This is a genomic window from Polaromonas sp., from assembly GCF_030689685.1.
GTDB lineage: Bacteria > Pseudomonadota > Gammaproteobacteria > Burkholderiales > Burkholderiaceae_C > Polaromonas.
This window is the reverse complement of record NZ_JAUYEY010000064.1, coordinates 39,915-56,319: the sequence shown is the minus strand read 5'-3', so window position 1 is coordinate 56,319 and position 16,405 is coordinate 39,915. Positions and strand designations below refer to the sequence as shown.

At 62.5% G+C, this 16,405-nt stretch carries 15 protein-coding genes and 1 pseudogene; 6 read left to right on the top strand and 10 right to left on the bottom strand.

The genetic code is table 11. The features are described from left to right. Positions 1 to 136 precede the first annotated feature (136 nt). Positions 137 to 931, bottom strand: coding sequence for an SDR family oxidoreductase (locus Q8O29_RS15235; protein WP_305564257.1), 795 nt, complete (start codon positions 929 to 931; stop codon positions 137 to 139). 37 nt (positions 932 to 968) lie between these two features. Here Q8O29_RS15235 and Q8O29_RS20410 point away from each other — a divergent pair. Continuing rightward, a pseudogene (locus Q8O29_RS20410) lies at positions 969 to 1,160 on the top strand (hypothetical protein); the annotation flags it as partial. Positions 1,161 to 1,380: 220 nt separating this feature from the next. Then, entirely contained in the window at positions 1,381 to 1,530 is a 150-nt protein-coding gene (locus Q8O29_RS15230; protein ID WP_305564245.1) for a hypothetical protein, read from the top strand. Between the two features lie 698 nt (positions 1,531 to 2,228). On the opposite strand, the gene Q8O29_RS15225 is transcribed toward Q8O29_RS15230, so the two are convergent. The 9 genes from Q8O29_RS15225 to Q8O29_RS15185 all read right to left on the bottom strand — a co-directional run bounded on the left by Q8O29_RS15225 (position 2,229) and on the right by Q8O29_RS15185 (position 12,120). Beyond that, positions 2,229 to 3,164: a DMT family transporter gene (locus Q8O29_RS15225; RefSeq protein ID WP_305564255.1), complete on the bottom strand. Its 936-nt coding sequence runs from the start codon at positions 3,162 to 3,164 to the stop codon at positions 2,229 to 2,231. 17 nt (positions 3,165 to 3,181) lie between these two features. Beyond that, entirely contained in the window at positions 3,182 to 4,855 is a 1,674-nt protein-coding gene (locus tag Q8O29_RS15220; protein ID WP_305564243.1) for a gamma-glutamyltransferase family protein, read from the bottom strand. 47 nt (positions 4,856 to 4,902) lie between these two features. Further along, positions 4,903 to 5,883: a tripartite tricarboxylate transporter substrate binding protein gene (locus tag Q8O29_RS15215; protein ID WP_305564241.1), complete on the bottom strand. Its 981-nt coding sequence runs from the start codon at positions 5,881 to 5,883 to the stop codon at positions 4,903 to 4,905. A gap of 115 nt (positions 5,884 to 5,998) precedes the next feature. Further along, positions 5,999 to 7,510, bottom strand: coding sequence for a tripartite tricarboxylate transporter permease (locus Q8O29_RS15210; protein ID WP_305564239.1), 1,512 nt, complete (start codon positions 7,508 to 7,510; stop codon positions 5,999 to 6,001). 9 nt (positions 7,511 to 7,519) lie between these two features. Beyond that, on the bottom strand, positions 7,520 to 8,008 hold the full coding sequence (locus tag Q8O29_RS15205; protein WP_305564237.1) for a tripartite tricarboxylate transporter TctB family protein: 489 nt from the start codon (positions 8,006 to 8,008) through the stop codon (positions 7,520 to 7,522). 159 nt (positions 8,009 to 8,167) lie between these two features. Beyond that, positions 8,168 to 9,970 (bottom strand): GspE/PulE family protein, encoded by a 1,803-nt coding sequence (locus Q8O29_RS15200; RefSeq protein ID WP_305564235.1) that lies wholly within the window; start codon positions 9,968 to 9,970, stop codon positions 8,168 to 8,170. 22 nt (positions 9,971 to 9,992) lie between these two features. Continuing rightward, positions 9,993 to 10,757: a spermidine synthase gene (locus Q8O29_RS15195; RefSeq protein ID WP_305564233.1), complete on the bottom strand. Its 765-nt coding sequence runs from the start codon at positions 10,755 to 10,757 to the stop codon at positions 9,993 to 9,995. 17 nt (positions 10,758 to 10,774) lie between these two features. Continuing rightward, the gene (locus Q8O29_RS15190) at positions 10,775 to 11,275 is read right to left on the bottom strand and encodes a DNA-deoxyinosine glycosylase (RefSeq protein WP_305564231.1); all 501 of its coding nucleotides are present in this window, start codon (positions 11,273 to 11,275) and stop codon (positions 10,775 to 10,777) included. Further along, positions 11,269 to 12,120, bottom strand: a complete 852-nt coding sequence (locus Q8O29_RS15185; protein WP_305564229.1) for a TatD family hydrolase — start codon at positions 12,118 to 12,120, stop codon at positions 11,269 to 11,271. The genes Q8O29_RS15190 and Q8O29_RS15185 overlap by 7 nt, the downstream gene beginning before the upstream one ends. 134 nt (positions 12,121 to 12,254) lie before the next feature. Here Q8O29_RS15185 and Q8O29_RS15180 point away from each other — a divergent pair, with 134 nt between their 5' ends. From Q8O29_RS15180 to Q8O29_RS15165, 4 genes are all read left to right on the top strand, one after another. Continuing rightward, on the top strand, positions 12,255 to 13,166 hold the full coding sequence (locus Q8O29_RS15180) for a S1C family serine protease (RefSeq protein ID WP_305564228.1): 912 nt from the start codon (positions 12,255 to 12,257) through the stop codon (positions 13,164 to 13,166). A gap of 12 nt (positions 13,167 to 13,178) precedes the next feature. Next, positions 13,179 to 14,189, top strand: a complete 1,011-nt coding sequence (locus Q8O29_RS15175; protein WP_305564226.1) for a MoxR family ATPase — start codon at positions 13,179 to 13,181, stop codon at positions 14,187 to 14,189. 111 nt (positions 14,190 to 14,300) lie between these two features. Further along, positions 14,301 to 15,323, top strand: a complete 1,023-nt coding sequence (locus tag Q8O29_RS15170) for a DUF58 domain-containing protein (RefSeq protein ID WP_305564224.1) — start codon at positions 14,301 to 14,303, stop codon at positions 15,321 to 15,323. A 24-nt stretch (positions 15,324 to 15,347) separates the two neighbouring features. Continuing rightward, on the top strand, positions 15,348 to 16,403 hold the full coding sequence (locus tag Q8O29_RS15165; RefSeq protein WP_305564222.1) for a VWA domain-containing protein: 1,056 nt from the start codon (positions 15,348 to 15,350) through the stop codon (positions 16,401 to 16,403). Positions 16,404 to 16,405: the final 2 nt, after the last annotated feature.

Here is a 16,405-nt window from a genome sequence, read left to right as displayed (position 1 = left end):
GTCAAGTCCAAAGAGGAACTAAAAACCCGCATCCTCAAAGGGATAGCTGAAATCAACGCATCGCCTGTCGTTTTTCGATGGAATAAGTTCGATCTTGGCGTCGTTTAGTACGTAATTGCTTTAATGGAACTAACTACTAGTACGTGCCGGGATAAGCCCCACCGTCGAGCAATACGTTCTGACCGGTGAGGTAAGCGGCCTGCATGCTGCATAAAAAAGCGCACATCGCACCGAACTCTTCCGGTGTGCCAAAACGCCCGGCCGGAATGGTTTTTCGCCGCGCGTCCATCAACACATCCATCGACTGGCCGGTCTTGGTGGCCGCTCCCTGCAGGGTGCCGCGCAGGCGGTCGGTGTCAAAGGCCCCGGGCAGCAGGTTGTTGATGGTCACACCCTGCGCTGCGAGCTTGGTGCGCGCCACACCGGCGACAAAGCCGGTCAGCCCGCTGCGTGCGCCGTTGGACAGGCCAAGGATGTCAATCGGTGCCTTGACCGAGCTGGAGGTGATGTTGACGATGCGGCCAAAACCGCGCGCGGCCATGCCATCCACCGTGGCCTTGATCAGCTCGATAGGCGTCAGCATGTTGGCATCCACCGCCTTGAGCCAGGCATCCCGGTCCCAGTTGCGAAAGTCACCCGGCGGCGGGCCGCCGGCGTTGGTGACGACGATGTCGAAGTCCTTGCGCTGCCCAAACACTGCGGCACGGCCCTCGGTGGTGGTGATGTCTGCCGCAACAAATTGCACACTGGCCCCCGTCGGACGGGCTCTATCAGCTATCAATTTAGTAGCGGTGGCTTTCAGTACTTCGGCACCCCGCGCGACGATCAGCACGTTCACGCCTTCGCGCATCAACGCCTGGGCGCAGCCCAGACCCAGCCCCTTGCTCGCGCCGCATACCAGCGCCCATTTGCCTGCGATACCCAAATCCATAATAATTCCCGCTTCATTTCCGTGAAAGTGACCGGCCATGATACTGAGTAAATTCAATCGCCTGCACGGGCTGGTCTCTTGTGCGCTGCTGTTGGACGGCGGGCTGGTCCAGGCGCAAACCGAAGCGCTCCTGGTCAAACGCGCGGCCGAACTGCGCGAGGCACCGGGCGAGAGTTCACGCAGCCTGGCTGCGCTGGCGGCACGCACGCCGGTGACCCGCTCCGGCGGGCGGCAAGGTGCCTGGATCCAGGTACGCACCGCCGAAGGTGCATCCGGTTGGGTCCACATATTTGACATCGGCTCCGCCGCCAGCGCCGCACCGGCCGGCGCTGGCGCCAACGCATTGCGCGGCTTGAGCAGTTTTTTCAACAAAGGCAGTGCCCCGGGCGGCACCGTCACGGCCACCTCATCCCCCAGCCCAACAAAGGCTGGACCTGTTGGAGCAGGCCATGGGCAATCGCATGGACGGCCTGAGCGGGCAAAGCGCCATCACGGTGGCGCAGCGCATGGAGCGGCTGGCAGCTTCACGCACGGCCAGCCGTGCAGATGCGCCCGCGGCTGCCGCGCCGGCGGGGCGGCGGGTCCCGGTGAAGAAATAGGACGGTCTTCTCCGCGGTTGGCTTGAAGCTGACTGTGGTCTGCACTGGACAGCAGGGCTTGACTCCCCACTCCCTCCCCTAGGAGCCTGGGCGGCAGAAGGGACGTCGGCTGCAAAGCGGCCGCGCCGGTCCATTTTTCACCGGCTTTTTGCCCCATAGCTGCGGCTATGAGGCTGCAAACCCGGCAAAAACTGTCCTCGCCGGGGCCACTTTTCGCTTCGACGCCTTCTGCCGCCCAGACTCCTAGCCCCTCCCTCGCCCCGCTGGGCGATAGAGGGGGACTTCATTTGGCCGCGTGCGCTACGCTCGCGTGCAAACATGGCCGACTCTTGGGATTTCCGTGCAGGAAGCGCTTCGCGCTTCCTGCACTCCGGACTTGAATTTGGTATTAGATATTTGCCTCCTCCTTCACCCGTCGGGCTGGGCCGAGGAGCGCAGGTCAAAGCGGATCAGGGCGAGCGATTGTCTGAGCCGAAGGCGAGTTCGAGCTCGACCCCGCTTTTACCAAGCACCGCAGGTTGCCCGCAGCGAAGCGGAGGGACCCAGACCATCGGGTCGCCTTTTTCTTTGCTTACTTTCTTTTTGGCGACGCAAAAAGAAAGTGAGGTGCCGCCGGGCAACCCCCGGCCAACAGACGTGGGCGAACTGGAAAGGTAAGTCGTCAACAAGCGTGACGCAAGATCCGCACGACTATCAGCCTATCCTTTGCCAGATCGGCTGAACACAAAAATCCCGGCAATCACCAGCACCGTCCCCGCCGCGACCCAAGCCGTGAACGGCTCACCCAGAATCAGCACACCCATCAGGATGGTGGACATCGGGCCTATCATTCCGGCTTGCGCCGCCATGCCAGCGCCTATGCGCTCAATCGCCATCATCACCATCAGCACCGGCGCCACCGTGCACAGCGTGGCATTGAGCAGCGACAGCCAGATCACCTCGGGCGCCACCGCTGCGGCACTGAGCGGCCTGAGCAGCACAAACTGCAGCAAACAGCACAGGCAGGCCACGGTGCTGGCCAGGCCCACCAGCCGCAGCGCGCCCAGGCGTTTGACCATCTCACCGCTGTAGACCAGGTAAATGGCATAACTCACGGCGCTCAGAAAAACCAGCAGCGCGCCCCAGGCCGCGTCGGGGCCCATCAGCGTGATTTCATGGCCGAACACCAGCACCACACCGCTGTAACTGATGGCCATGCCAAGAATCTGCCGCGCGGAGATGCGCCGGCGATAAAGCACCAAGCCCAGCAACAGCACCAGCGTCGGGTTGAGGTAAAGGATCAGCCGCTCCAGCGACGCGGAGATGTAGGCCAGCCCGGCAAAGTCGAGAAAACTCGCCAGGTAATACCCGGTGAAACCCAGCCAGAGCACGCCCAGCCAGTCCTTTCGTGTCAACGCCGCCTTGCCCCGGCTGGCCCACCAGGCCATCAGCGCGAAGATCGGCAGCGCAAACAACATGCGGTACATGATCAGCGTGACGGCATCGACGCCGTAGCGGTAGGCGAGCTTGACGATGATCGCCTTGCCGCTGAAGGCAATCGCGCCCAGGGTGGCCAGCAGCAGGCCTGTTGCTATGCTTTTCGTAGCTGCTTGCGCACGTGGATCATGGGCTGGAGGGCTTTTTTGCTCTGAAATGTCAGACAAGGCTTGGTTCAGAAACCGACGGCCTGGCCGTCGCGCCGGGCATCGCTGGCCGCCACATAACCTTCGACGCCGGGGTCACCAGCGCACCAGATGAACTGGCCCGCACCGAAGTCCTGGTAGGAGTCGTTGATCACTTCCATGCGGTGGCCGCGGTCGGCCAGCCCCTGCACGGTGGCCTTGTCCATCGCCGATTCCACATTGATTTCATAACCCGCGTTGTAGCGCCAGCGCGGTGCATCGCAGGCGACCTGCGGGCTTTGTTGGTAGTCGAGCATGCGCACCAGCGTCTGCATGTGGCCCTGCGGTTGCATGTTGGCGCCCATCACGCCGTAGGACATGACAGGCTCGATGTTGGCGACCGTGAGGCCCTCACCCCGGCCCTCTCCCGGAAGGAGAGGGTGAGAACGGGCCTTCGGCTTACTTAGGAAGGCTGGGATGATGGTGTGAAAGGGCCGCTTGCCCGGCGCAACCTGGTTGGCGCCTGGCTGCAGGCTGAAGGCGTGGCCGCGGTTTTGCAGGCTGATGCCGAACTCTGGCTCGACGCAGCCCGAGCCGAAACCCATGTAGTTGCTCTGGATGAAGCTGACCATCATGCCGTTTTCGTCGGCAGCGGTCAGATAAATGGTGCCGCCCTTGACCGGGTTGCCGGCACCAAAGTCCTGGGCCTTTTTCATGTCGATGAGTTTGGCACGCGACGAGAGGTAGGCGTCGTCTAGCATTTGATCGACGCTCACCGCCATGGCCGATGGCTCGGCCACGTATTTGTAGACATCGGCAAAGGCCAGTTTCATGGCTTCGATCTGCAGATGCTGGGAATCAACGCCATCCACCGCCAGGCCGGCCACATCAAATTTGCCCAGGATGCCCAGCGCAATCAGCGCGGCAATGCCCTGGCTGTTCGGTGGGATCTCGTGCAAGGTGTAGCCACGGTAGTCCTTGCCAATGGGTTGAACCCACTCCGGCTTGTAATTCTCAAAATCTTTTGCGGTGATGCTGCCACCGTTTCGGGCAGAAAATTTTTCGATGGCATGGGCGATCTCGCCGCCGTAATAGGCCGTGCCCTTGCTCTGCGCAATCGCGCGCAAGGCCTTGCCCGCCGCCTTGAACTGGAACAGCTCGCCAACATTCGGCGCGCGCCCCCAGGGCAGAAAGGACTGCGCAAAACCCGGCTGGCCTTTCAGCTCATGGGTGGCTGCCGCCCACTTTTGCTGCACCACTGGCGGCAGCAGGTAGCCGCGCTCGGCAATCTCGATGGCCGGCTCCATCAGGTCAGCAAACGGCAGCTTGCCGAAGCGCTCGCTCATCGCCACCCAGCCCGCCACCGCGCCGGGGACGCTGACCGAGTCCATGCCGCGCTTGGGTGGGGTTTGCGCGTCGGCGCCGTATTTCTTGCTGAAATAGTCCGGCGTCCAGCTCTGCGGCGCGCGGCCAGAGGCGTTGAGCCCGTGCAGCGCCTTGCCGTCCCAGATCAGGGCAAAGGCATCGCTGCCCAGGCCGTTGCTGACCGGCTCGACAATCGTCATCGCCGCCGCAGCAGCAATTGCGGCGTCCACTGCATTGCCGCCCTTGAGCAGCATGCGCAAGCCGGCCTGCGCGCCCAGCGGATGGGAGGTGGACACCACATTGCGTGCGAAAAGCGGAAGCCGGGTTGAGGTGTAGGGGTTGTGGTAGTTGAAGTTCATGGCTGATTAAAAAGTAAGCGGTTACGGGTCAGGCACCGTGCGCACGGTCACTCGGTGGTGATCTTGCGTTCTGAAATGATTTTTTTCCACTTGGCGTTGTCAGCCTTGACCATCGCGGCAAAAGCCTGCGGCGTGCCGCCCGTGGGCTCGGCACCCAACCGTGCAAAACGCTCCTTCACCTCGGCGTCAGCCAGCGCCGCATTCATCGCCTGGTTCACGCGGGCAGTCAGCTCGGCATTGAGGCCCTTGGGGCCATAGACGCCAAACCAGGTCACCGACTCGAAGCCCGGCAGAGTCTCCGACACCGTCGGCAGATCGGGCGCCAGCACCGAGCGTTTGAGGCTGGTCACCGCCAGGGCGCGCAGCTTGCCATCTTTGACATGCGGCATGCCAGTGACAAAAGAGTCAAACAGCACATCGAGTTTTCCGCTGATCAGGTCCGGCATGGCCAGGGCCGTGCCGCGGTAGGGAATGTGAAGAATGAAGGTGCCCGACTGCGCCTTGAAGTATTCGGTGGTCAGGTGCACGATGGTGCCATTGCCGCTGGACGCGTAGTTCAGCTGCCCCGGATTTTTGCGCGCATGGGCTATGAACTCGCGCATGTCTCTGGCCGGCGAAGAGTTGGGCACCAGCACGATGTTGGGCGAACTGGCCACGTAGGCAATCGGCGTAAAGTCCGTGTCGGCGTTGTAAGGGATCTTCGGGTTGATGGCCGGACCGATGCTGTGCGTGCTGGAAGTCGCCAGCAGCAGCGTATAACCATCAGGCGCCGCCTTGGACGCAGCGTCGGCGCCTATGGTGCCGCCAGCGCCGGGCCGGTTGTCCACCACCACGGTCTGGCCGATTTTTTCTCCGAGCTTTTGCGACAGCGCGCGCGCCAGGATGTCGGTCGCGCCACCGGCCGGGAACGGAACAATCATGCGAATGGGCTTGTTGGGATAAGCCCCACTGCCCGACGCCGTCTGCGCGGTCGCTGAAAAAGCCGTGGCAAAAACCAAGGCTGCAAAAATAATATGTGTACGTTTCATCTGGTGGATTGTGAACGATTTTGACCTTTGACGGCGACACAGGTGCATCGCACCAGCCGGCTCAGGGGCATGAAAAAAGGCGCCCAAAAGCGCCTGTTCCCAGGAGTACGGAAAATCAATCCTCGACAAAGGCCTCTTCCCGCTTGTGCTTGACTGCCGGCAGCAGCACGATGACCAGCAACAGCACACCTGCGCCGAGCAAACCGGCCGACAACGGACGCGTGACAAACGTGCTCCAGTCGCCGCGCGAAAGCAGCAGCGCGCGGCGCAGGTTTTCTTCCATCATCGGGCCCAGGATGAAGCCCAGCAACAAGGGAGCGGGCTCCGCACCCAGCTTGATGAAGAGGTAGCCGATGACACCAAAAATCGCGACCATCCAGATGTCCCAGGTGTTGTTGTTGGTCGAATAAACACCAATCGCGCAGAACAGCACAATCGCGGGAAACAGATAACGGTAAGGCACGGTCAGCAACTTGATCCAGATACCGATCAGCGGCAGGTTCAGGATCACCAGCATGGCGTTGCCTATCCACATCGAGGCAATCAAGCCCCAGAACAGCTCGGGGTTGCTGGTCATGACCTGCGGGCCGGGCTGGATGTTGTGAATCGTCATGGCGCCCACCATCAGCGCCATCACGGCGTTCGGTGGAATACCCAGGGTCAGCAGTGGGATGAAAGAGGTCTGCGCGCCAGCGTTGTTGGCGGACTCGGGGCCGGCCACGCCGCGTATGTTGCCCTGGCCAAAGGGAACTTCGCCCGGCTTCATCTTGACTTTCTTTTCCAGCGCGTAGGCCGCAAAAGCCGCCAGCAAGGCACCGCCACCGGGAAGAATGCCGAGGGCGGAACCGAGGAAAGTCCCGCGCAGCACGGCCGGCACCATGTTCTTGAAGTCCTCTTTCGTCGGCATCAGGCCCGAGACTTTGGCGGTAAACACCTCCCGCTCATGCTCGGGCTGCGCCAGGTTGTTGATGATCTCGCCGTAGCCAAACACACCCATGGCAATCACGATAAAACCAATGCCATCAGTCAATTCGGGAATGTCGAAGCTGAAGCGCGCCACGCCGGAATTCACGTCAGTGCCGATCAGGCCCAGCAGTAAACCCAACACAATCATGCCCACAGCCTTGAGCAGCGAACCGGAGGCCAGCACCACGGCACCGATCAGGCCCAGCACCATCAACGCGAAATACTCGGCAGGGCCAAATTTGAAAGCCAATTCGGTCAGCGGCGGAGCGAACGCCGCCAGGATCAGGGTGCCGACGCTACCGGCAAAAAAGGACCCTAGTCCCGCAGCAGCCAGTGCCGGCCCCGCTCGCCCTTTGCGGGCCATCTGGTAACCGTCGATACAGGTCACCACCGACGACGATTCGCCCGGCAGGTTGACCAAGATGGCGGTGGTTGAGCCACCGTACTGGGCGCCGTAATAAATACCGGCCAGCATGATCAGCGCCGACACAGGCGGCAAGGCATAGGTGGCCGGCAGCAGCATCGCGATAGTCGCAATCGGACCAATACCGGGTAACACGCCAATCAGCGTGCCCAAAATACAGCCGGCGAACGCGTACAGCAGGTTGATCGGCGTAAAGGCCACGCTGAAGCCCAGCGACAGATTTGAGAGGAGATCCATTTTTCTTCCTTAGCCCGTGATGAAAGTAGGCCACACCGGGAATTGCAGCTTCAGCGCAATCACAAAGGCAAGGTAGCTACCTACCGCCAGTACCGTGGCGAGAATCAGGGTGTTCTTGAACTTCCAGCCGGGTTCCGCCATGCTGGCAATAAACACAAGGGCATAAATCGCAACGATCAGGCCAAAAGCCGGAAACCCCATGGCGGGAAGACCGGCCAGCAGGATTCCGAAAATGACGTTGGCGGCAATGATGAAGAATAGCTGTTTCCAGGCCCATTTGCCGATCTTGTCGCCGCCCACGGTTTCAACCACCAGCGCCTTGAAGGTAATCGCCGCGCCCAGGACGGCCATCAGCACACCCAGCATCAGCGGGAAATAACCCGGCCCCATGCGTGCGCCGGTACCCACGTTGTAGTTTGTTGCCCCCCACGCAAACGCCACGCCGACACCCATGAACATGAGGCCGGCAAAAAAGTCTTTCTGACTTTTGATATTCACGGTTTGTCTCCTGTAATAGAAATAAATGGATCGCTGGATTGTGCATGGGATCGTCCCTGCGCGGCATGTGGCTTTCACTTATGCAAAAAAGCGGAAAAATCTGTGTCTCTGTGTGTCGCGGCCGGGACAGGCAAAAAAAACTGTTCCTCCTGTTCCTCTTCAGGACATCGGCGGTGTGGTGGAAAGGATTTCCTCAATGGTGGTCACACCCCCGGCCACCTTGAGCGCACCGGCCAGTCGCAGCGGCCGCATGCCGTCGGTCACCGCCTGGCGCCGCAGCGCGTCGATGTTGGGCTCTTTTGTGACCTTGTCTTTGAAAGCCTCGGTCACCGTCAGCAGCTCGTACAGGCCCATGCGGCCCATGAAACCCGTCATGCGGCAATCGACACAGCCCATGGGCTTGTACGGCTGGTAGCCGCCGTTGATCTGCCAGGGTTTGACGATTTCGGCCAGCGCTTCGCGCGAACTGCCCTCGTCCTTTTCGCGGCATTGCGCACACAGCGTACGCACCAGGCGCTGCGCCAGCACACCCAGCAGCGTCGCGTTGATCAGGTAGGACGGCACGCCGAGTTCCATCAGACGCGAAACCGCCGAAGGCGCGTCGTTGGTGTGCAAGGTGCTGAACACCAGGTGCCCGGTCAGCGCCGCCTGCACCGCCATCTCGGCAGTCTGCAGGTCGCGGATCTCGCCGACCATGATGATGTCCGGGTCCTGCCGCATCAACGCGCGCAGCCCTTCGGGGAAGTCGAAATCCAGGTGGGCCTGGACCTGCGTTTGGTTGAAGGCCGGCTCGATCATCTCGATCGGGTCTTCAATGGTGCTGACGTTGACTTCCTCGGTGGCGATACGCTTGAGGGTGGAGTACAGCGTGGTGGTCTTTCCCGAACCGGTAGGGCCGGTGACCAGAACAATGCCGTACGGGCGCTTGACGAGTTGCTCCCAGCGGGTCGCGTCGTGCTGCGAAAAACCCAGCGCATCGAGGTCCTTGACGGTGGTGTCGGGGTCAAAAATCCGCATCACCATTTTCTCGCCGAAGGCCGTCGGCAGGGTGGACAAACGCATCTCGACCTCGTCGCCGCGCGGGTTGCGGGTCTTGATGCGGCCATCCTGCGGGCGGCGCTTTTCAACCACATCCATGCGGCCCAGCAGCTTGATGCGCGCGGTCATGGCGTTGTGCACACCCATGGGCATCTGGTAAACCGGGTGCAACACACCGTCGATGCGGAAGCGGATCACGCCCTGATCGCGCCGCGGCTCCAGATGGATGTCGCTGGCACGCTGGTCGAAGGCGTATTGCCAGAGCCAGTCCACCACCTGCACCACGCCCTGGTCGTTCGCGTCGAGCTGCTTGTTGCTCTTGTTGAGCTCCACCAGTTGTTCAAAACTCGCGGCACCGCTGCTGCCGCCGGCCTTCATCGCCGCCTTGACCGACTTGGCCAGCGCAAAAAATTCGGCCGTGTAGCGGGCAATCTCGGTCGGGTTGGCCACCACCAGGCGCACGCTGCGTTTGGCCTGGCGCTCGACCTCGGACACCCAGTCGGTGATAAACGGCTCGGAGGTCGCGATCACCACTTCGGCGCTTGTCACCTGCACCGGCAGCACCTTGTGGCGCTCGGCATACACCGCCGACATGGTGTCGGCCACCTTGCCCACATCCACCTTCAAGGGGTCGATGCGCAAATAAGTGAGGCCAGCACGGCTGGCCAGCCATTGGGCAATGGTTTCGATGTCCAGCGGCTTGCCGTCGGCCACCCGGGTCATGCTGACACTGGCCAGCCGGATCAGCGGATGCTGGGCGCTTTGCACCTGCGCACAACGGGCGATGGTGCGCTGCGCCTCGGCGGCAGAGATCACGCCGTCTTCGCTCAGCCATTCGACCAGGCGGCGCCAGTCCAGCGGTCCCACCGGGACGGGCTTGCCAGTCGTTTCAGGGCGGGGTTTGAAGGGCGTGGCGGGGCGCATGGGGGCACTTTAACTGAAGCGCTCAGCAAACAGGCTTGAACAGCCGCAGCCATTTTTTAGCGGGCAAGCCAAAACGCGATTCAATAACGTCGGCCTTGTGCACCAACTCGGAGCGATCAGGCCGGATCGGCTCGCGTTGCGCGGCCACGATGGTGTTGCCCTCGCGCGTCGGCTTGAAAGCCCAGACCGACTCTGGGCCAAACGCCTCGGCAATTTTTTCGAGGGAGCGCAGGTAGCTGGAGTCGCGGCCAAACAGGTTGACCGTCATGAGACCGTCCTCGCTGAGCGCTTCACGGCAATCGGCATAGAAGGCCTCGCTGTCAAGCACCGGCGCCGCCGCCTCGTGGTCGTACAGGTCCACCTGCAGCACATCGACGCGGCCCAGGTGCAGAGGGTGGCGGATTTCCTGCGCCGCATCGGCCAGGATGACCTTCAGCCGCGCATCGTCCTTCGGCAGCTTGAACCACAACCGGCAGGCGGCAATGACCTGCGGGTTGAGTTCCACCGCCGTGGTTTTCATCTTCAGCTTTTTGTAGCAGAACTTGGTCAGCGCCGCCGACCCCAGGCCCAGCTGCATCGCATGCCGCGCCGCCACCGCGTCCGGCTCGACAAACAGCAGCCAGGCCATCATGCGCTGGACGTACTCCAGCTCAATGTCGAAAGGTTTGTCCAGCAGCATCGAACCCTGTACCCACTCGGTACCCAGGTGCAGGTAACGGACGTCGCCAAAGTCGGAAAAGTTGACCTCGGGGAGGTCCAGCGGGGTGTCGGTGTTTTTGCGGGCCATCGGTAAGCAGTCGGCTATCAGTCAATCAATCGGTGTTTTTCAAAGACCTCGCGCCAGGCCGCGAGTTTGCACTCGAAGGACCAGGAGGCATTGGCGGGGCTGGAGGACGGTAACCGGTAGACCGGCAAGCCCAGCAGCAAGGTGTGACGCGAAAGCTTGAAGCTTTCTGCGCCGTTGTGGGCGACCGCTTCAAGCTGCGGGCACAGCCGCTGCAGCGCCGCAAAATCATTGACCACCGGCTTGCGGATACGGCTGTCCAGGCTGCCCTCGCGCTCGCAGGCCGCGTACACATCCCACACGCCGAGCTTCCTGGCCAACAACCATTCGCTACGAATTTGATAGCTGTCTACGCCCGCTGGACATGGGCTGGAGGGCCAAATGGCTTGTAAAATCTTCCAGAAGTGGTTTTGCGGATGGCCGTAGTACTGCTGGGCCGCCAGCGAAGCCACGCCCGGAAAACTGCCCAGAATCAGCAGCCGGGTGTGGGCAGATACCAGCGGTGGCAGGCCGGTCAGCATGCCAGCAACTTTTCCAGCCGGGGCAGCGCCGACAGCGCATTGACTGTGCTGGCTGCCGCCAGTTCATCGACACTCAGGCCGCGCAGTTGTGCCACCGCGGCAGCAATTTGCGGCAACTCGGCCGGCTCGTTGCGGCCCTGGGCCTGGCCCTGGGCGCGCTGTTTAGCGGTGGCGTACAGCCAGTGCGGGGGAATATCGGGCGCGTCGGTTTCCAGCACCAGTGCCGCCAGCGGCAGCTCGGCCGCCAGGCGTCGCAACTGCAGCGCCCGCTCGAAGGTCACGGCTCCGCCGAAACCGAGTTTGAGGCCCAGCTTGATAAATTCGCCGGCCTGCTGCACGCTGCCGTTGAAGGCGTGGCCTATGCCCCGCCAAGGCTCGCCTTGCGGCGCCAGTTCGCGCAGATGTTTGAGCAGCCGGTCGGCCGAGCGCCGCACATGCAGGATCACCGGCAAGCCGTGTTTTCGCGCCAGCAAAAGCTGCTCGCGGTAAAAAAACTCTTGGCGCTCGCGCAGCGGGCTCTGGCTGAGTTCCGGCACCAAATAATCGAGTCCGATCTCGCCCACCGCCACCAGCCTGGGGTCGGTTTTTCGCGAAGCCAGTTCGGCGTCCAGCAGCGCCAGGTCACCGTCCTGGGCCTGTTTGACATACAGCGGGTGAATCCCAAGGGCATAACTGTCGCCAAATTGGTTCGCCAATTCCCGCACCGTCGCAAAGTTGAACACCCCCACTGCCGGCAACACGCAAAGTGCCACCCCTGCGGCGGCAGCCCGCGCGCGCATGGCGGCGCGGTCGCCGGCGAACTCGGCGGCATCAAGGTGGCAATGGGTATCTATCCAGACAGACATGAGCCAATGATGCCTCAATCGTCCGGGGCGTCTTGCGGAAAAATGTCCCCGGATCACCGAACAATATGCAGGGATGGACAAGACGTGATACCGTGCAATGTCAGTCCAAAAAATCATTTTTACAGGTGACACGGATGCGCAGGCCAGCCCGCTACAGCAGCTCCAGCAGACCCTCCACGGACACGGCGCGCAAGCAGCCCCCCGCTGCTGCTGCGCAGGACACGTCAGCCCCGGACGCGGCGCCGGCCACCCGGTTTTTCTCCTCGTCCAATCCCCGGCTGCTCTGGTCGGCGCTGCTGGTTCTGACTGCCCTGCTTTGCCTGAGCCTGTTGCTGTCGCTGCGGCCAATGCCGCGCAAGCTGACCCAGGAAGACATCAACGCCGCCGTACTCAAGACGCTGGAAACCACCCAGTTGCCGTCGGCGGTTGCCAAGGCCTACGAAGCGATTCGCCCCTCGGTCGTGCGCGTGGTGTCCTACGGCAAAAGCAAGGACGGCAAAGAGGATGTGGAATTCGGCGTCGGCACCGGCGTCGTCATCGTCGACAAGGGCATCATCCTGACCAACCTGCATGTGGTGCAGGGCGCGCAAACCATCAAGGTGGTGTTTGCCGACGGGCTGGAGTCCACGGCGCACATCACTGGCCTGCAGCCTGAAAACGACCTGGCCGTGCTGCAGGCGCACAAAATTCCCGACGACATGATTGCCGCCACCATGCGTTCGACCGGCGACCTGGCGCCCGGCGACCACGTGCTGGCGGTCGGCTATCCCTTCGGCATCGGGCCCTCGGCCTCGTCCGGCGTGATCTCGGGCCTCAAACGCACCTTCCGCTCGCCAGAGGGCAAACAGGACATCCGCAACCTGATCCAGTTCGACGCCGCCGCCAACCCCGGCAATTCGGGCGGCCCGCTGGTCACCATGGACGGCGAGGTGGTCGGCATCGTGACCGCCATCCTGAACCCAAACCAGCACCGCAGCTTTGTCGGCATTGCGTTTGCGGTTCCGATTGAAAACGCCGCCTCGGCCGTCGGCCTGACCCCTTTCTAAGGACACTCACCCATGCCAGCCCCCTCATCCTCGCAGGACGCCCACACCGCGCAACTGATGGAGCAGATCCTCTATGAAGTCAAACGCGTGGTGGTCGGGCAGGACCGTTTCCTGGAGCGTGTGATGGTCGCCATCCTGGCCCAGGGCCACCTGCTGGTCGAAGGGGTGCCGGGCCTGGCCAAGACCCTGACCGTCAAGACCCTGGCCAACACCATCCAGGGCAATTTCAAGCGCATTCAGTTCACACCCGACCTGGTGCCGGCCGACCTGGTGGGCACCCGCATCTACAACCAGAAGACCGGCGACTTCAGCACCTCTTTGGGCCCGGTGTTCACCAACCTGCTGCTGGCCGACGAGATCAACCGCGCGCCTGCCAAGGTGCAGAGTGCACTGCTGGAAGTGATGCAGGAACGCCAGGTGACGATTGCCGGCGAAACCCACCGCGTGCCTGAACCCTTTCTGGTGATGGCCACGCAAAACCCGATTGAAACCGAAGGCACCTACCCGCTGCCCGAAGCCCAGGTGGACCGCTTCATGATGAAGGTGCGGGTGGATTACCCGACCGACGAGGAAGAGTTCGTCATCGTCCAGCGCGTGATTGGCCCGGCCGTCGCGGTCAGCCGTGTGGCCACCACCGAGCAACTGGCCGAACTGCAGCGCGAATGCCGCCGCGTCTATGTGGACCCGTCGCTGATTCAGTACGCGGTGCGCCTGGTGTCAAGCACCCGCACGCCCGAAAAACATGGCCTCAAGGAGCTGGACCGCTTCATCACCTTCGGCGCCAGCCCGCGCGCCACCATCAACCTGACCGAAGGCGCGCGTGCGCTGGCCATGCTGCGCGGCCGCAGCTACGCACTCCCCGAAGACATGACCGACCTGGTGCCCGACGTGCTGCGCCATCGCCTGGTGCTGTCTTACGAAGCGCTGTCCGAAGGGCTGGACGCCGACACCGTGGTCGCGAAAATCATGTCCAAAGTGCCCGCTCCGGCCCGGCCGCTTGAACATGAAAAACTGGTGGCGTGAATATGGCCCCCACGCTTTTCACTTCGTGTAGTGCGCTGCCCCCCGAGGGGGCGCATTTTTCCTTGGGGCGGCCCGGCGGAAAAACATGGCCCCCACGGTCGTTCGCTCGCCATGAAGAACTGGTTTCTTAAATCCGTTCGGGCTGAGCCTGTCGAAGCCGCAAGCACTTCGGTGGCGGCGATATCGGCCCCCGGCGCCGGCGCCGAACATGTGCTGCGCCGCCTCGAATGGACCGTACTGCGCCGGCTCGACGGCCTGCTGCAGGGCGACTACCGCACCCTGATGCGTGGCACTGGGATGGACCTGGCCGACCTGCGCGAATACCAGCACCACGACGACGTGCGCCATATCGACTGGAACGTCACCGCACGCCTGCAGTCGCCGCATGTCCGGGTATTCACCGAAGACCGCGAAATGGCCAGCTGGTTTTTGCTGGACTTGAGCCCCTCGGTCGATTTCGGTTCCGGCAACCAGCGCAAAAGCCAGGTCTCGGCGGAATTTGTCACCGTGCTGGCGCGCCTGCTCACCCGCCACGGCAACCGCGTCGGCGCCATGCTTTACGGCAGCGGCGTGGACACCGTGCTGCCCGTGCGTGGCGGCCGGCCCCATGTGCTGCACATGCTGCACGCCATGCAGACACGCCCCGAAGCCACCGGCACCACCACCACGCGGCTGGACGATTTGCTGCGCTCGGCCGCCAGGCTGCTGCGTCGGCGCTCGACGGTGTTTGTGGTGTCGGACTTCATCAGCGAGCCCGGCTGGGAGAAAACCCTGGGCCAGCTCGCGCAGCGTCATGAAGTGGTGGCGGTGCGGCTGCTCGATCCACTCGAGCTCGAACTGCCCGACCTCGGTCTGATCCCGATCCGCGATGCGGAAACCGGCGAGCAATTGCTGGTGGACACCCACGACGCCGGTTTTCGCAAGCGTTTTGCGCGTATTGCCGCGCAGCGTGAAGCCGAGTTGCGGCAAGCGCTGGTGCGTGCCGGCGTTGATACGCTGGAGCTGTCCACCGACGGAGACCTGGTGGACGCCATCATGCGCTTCACCGAACTTCGCAAGCGCCGCAGCCAGTCGTCCGGCGCCGCCGGCAAAGGCCAGCGCAAGCTGCCCGACCCTCTCAAGGCGGCCGCCTGACAGCGGCCCGCAGGAGTCCCTCCCATGAACTCACCCGTCACTTTTCTCTGGCCCCAGTTCCTCTGGCTCCTGCTGACCCTGCCGCTGCTGGTGGCCGTGTATGTCTGGCTGCTCAGGCGCAAAAAGAAAATGGCGCTGCGTTATGCCAGCCTGTCCATCGTGCGCGAAGCCATGGGCAGCGGGCAGACCTTCCGGCGTCACATTCCGCCACTGCTGTTTTTGCTGGCGATGGCGGCAATGCTGCTCGCCTCGTCACGGCCGTTTGCCGTGATCACGCTACCCTTGCAGCAGGAAACCATCATCCTGGCGATGGACGTGTCGGGCAGCATGCGCGCCACCGACGTGCAGCCCAACCGATTGGTGGCTTCGCAAAACGCCGCCAAGGCTTTTCTGGCCGAGTTGCCGCGCAGCGTGCGTGTCGGCATCGTCGCTTTTGCCGGCACCGCTTCCGTGGTGCAGCCGGCCACACTGAGTCGCGAAGACCTGGTGACAGCGATTGACAAGTTCCAGCTACAACGTGCCACCGCCATCGGCAATGCCATTGTGGTGTCGCTCGGTGAGCTGTTTCCCGATGCCGGCATCGATCTGGCATCGCTGACCTATGGCCGCAACCGCAGCAGCGGTGTGGCCATCGACCAGGCACCGAAGGAAGCCAAAAAAGACTTCACACCGGTGGCGCCCGGCTCCTACACCTCGGCCGCCATCATCTTGCTGACCGACGGCCAGCGCACCACCGGCGTTGACTCCCTGGAAGCGGCAAAAATGGCGGCCGACCGCGGCGTGCGCATCTACACCGTGGGGGTGGGCACCGTGGACGGCGAGACCATCGGTTTCGAAGGCTGGTCCATGCGCGTCAAGCTCGACGAAGAAACCCTCAAGGCCATCGCCACCAAAACCCAGGCCGAATATTTTTATGCCGGCACGGCCGCCGACCTGAAAAAGGTTTATGAAACTCTGAGCTCGCGCCTGACCGTTGAGAAAAAGGAAACTGAGATTTCTGGCCTGCTGGCGCTCGCTGCGGCGGTGCTCGCGCTGATGTCGGCCTCGCTGTCGCTGCTGTGGTTTAACCGGATTCTTTAAGG

Excerpts from the sequence above, each read along its gene's own strand:
- Q8O29_RS15185 (WP_305564229.1), bottom strand. The coding sequence starts at position 12,120 with ATGTCTGTCTGGATAGATACCCATTGCCACCTTGATGCCGCCGAGTTC.
- Q8O29_RS15180 (WP_305564228.1), top strand. The coding sequence starts at position 12,255 with ATGCGCAGGCCAGCCCGCTACAGCAGCTCCAGCAGACCCTCCACGGAC.
- Q8O29_RS15170 (WP_305564224.1), top strand. The coding sequence starts at position 14,301 with ATGAAGAACTGGTTTCTTAAATCCGTTCGGGCTGAGCCTGTCGAAGCC.
- Q8O29_RS15230 (WP_305564245.1), top strand. The coding sequence starts at position 1,381 with ATGGGCAATCGCATGGACGGCCTGAGCGGGCAAAGCGCCATCACGGTG.
- Q8O29_RS15210 (WP_305564239.1), bottom strand. The coding sequence starts at position 7,510 with ATGGATCTCCTCTCAAATCTGTCGCTGGGCTTCAGCGTGGCCTTTACG.
- Q8O29_RS15200 (WP_305564235.1), bottom strand. The coding sequence starts at position 9,970 with ATGCGCCCCGCCACGCCCTTCAAACCCCGCCCTGAAACGACTGGCAAG.
- Q8O29_RS15215 (WP_305564241.1), bottom strand. The coding sequence starts at position 5,883 with ATGAAACGTACACATATTATTTTTGCAGCCTTGGTTTTTGCCACGGCT.
- Q8O29_RS15195 (WP_305564233.1), bottom strand. The coding sequence starts at position 10,757 with ATGGCCCGCAAAAACACCGACACCCCGCTGGACCTCCCCGAGGTCAAC.
- Q8O29_RS15220 (WP_305564243.1), bottom strand. The coding sequence starts at position 4,855 with ATGAACTTCAACTACCACAACCCCTACACCTCAACCCGGCTTCCGCTT.
- Q8O29_RS15190 (WP_305564231.1), bottom strand. The coding sequence starts at position 11,275 with ATGCTGACCGGCCTGCCACCGCTGGTATCTGCCCACACCCGGCTGCTG.
- Q8O29_RS15175 (WP_305564226.1), top strand. The coding sequence starts at position 13,179 with ATGCCAGCCCCCTCATCCTCGCAGGACGCCCACACCGCGCAACTGATG.
- Q8O29_RS15165 (WP_305564222.1), top strand. The coding sequence starts at position 15,348 with ATGAACTCACCCGTCACTTTTCTCTGGCCCCAGTTCCTCTGGCTCCTG.
- Q8O29_RS15235 (WP_305564257.1), bottom strand. The coding sequence starts at position 931 with ATGGATTTGGGTATCGCAGGCAAATGGGCGCTGGTATGCGGCGCGAGC.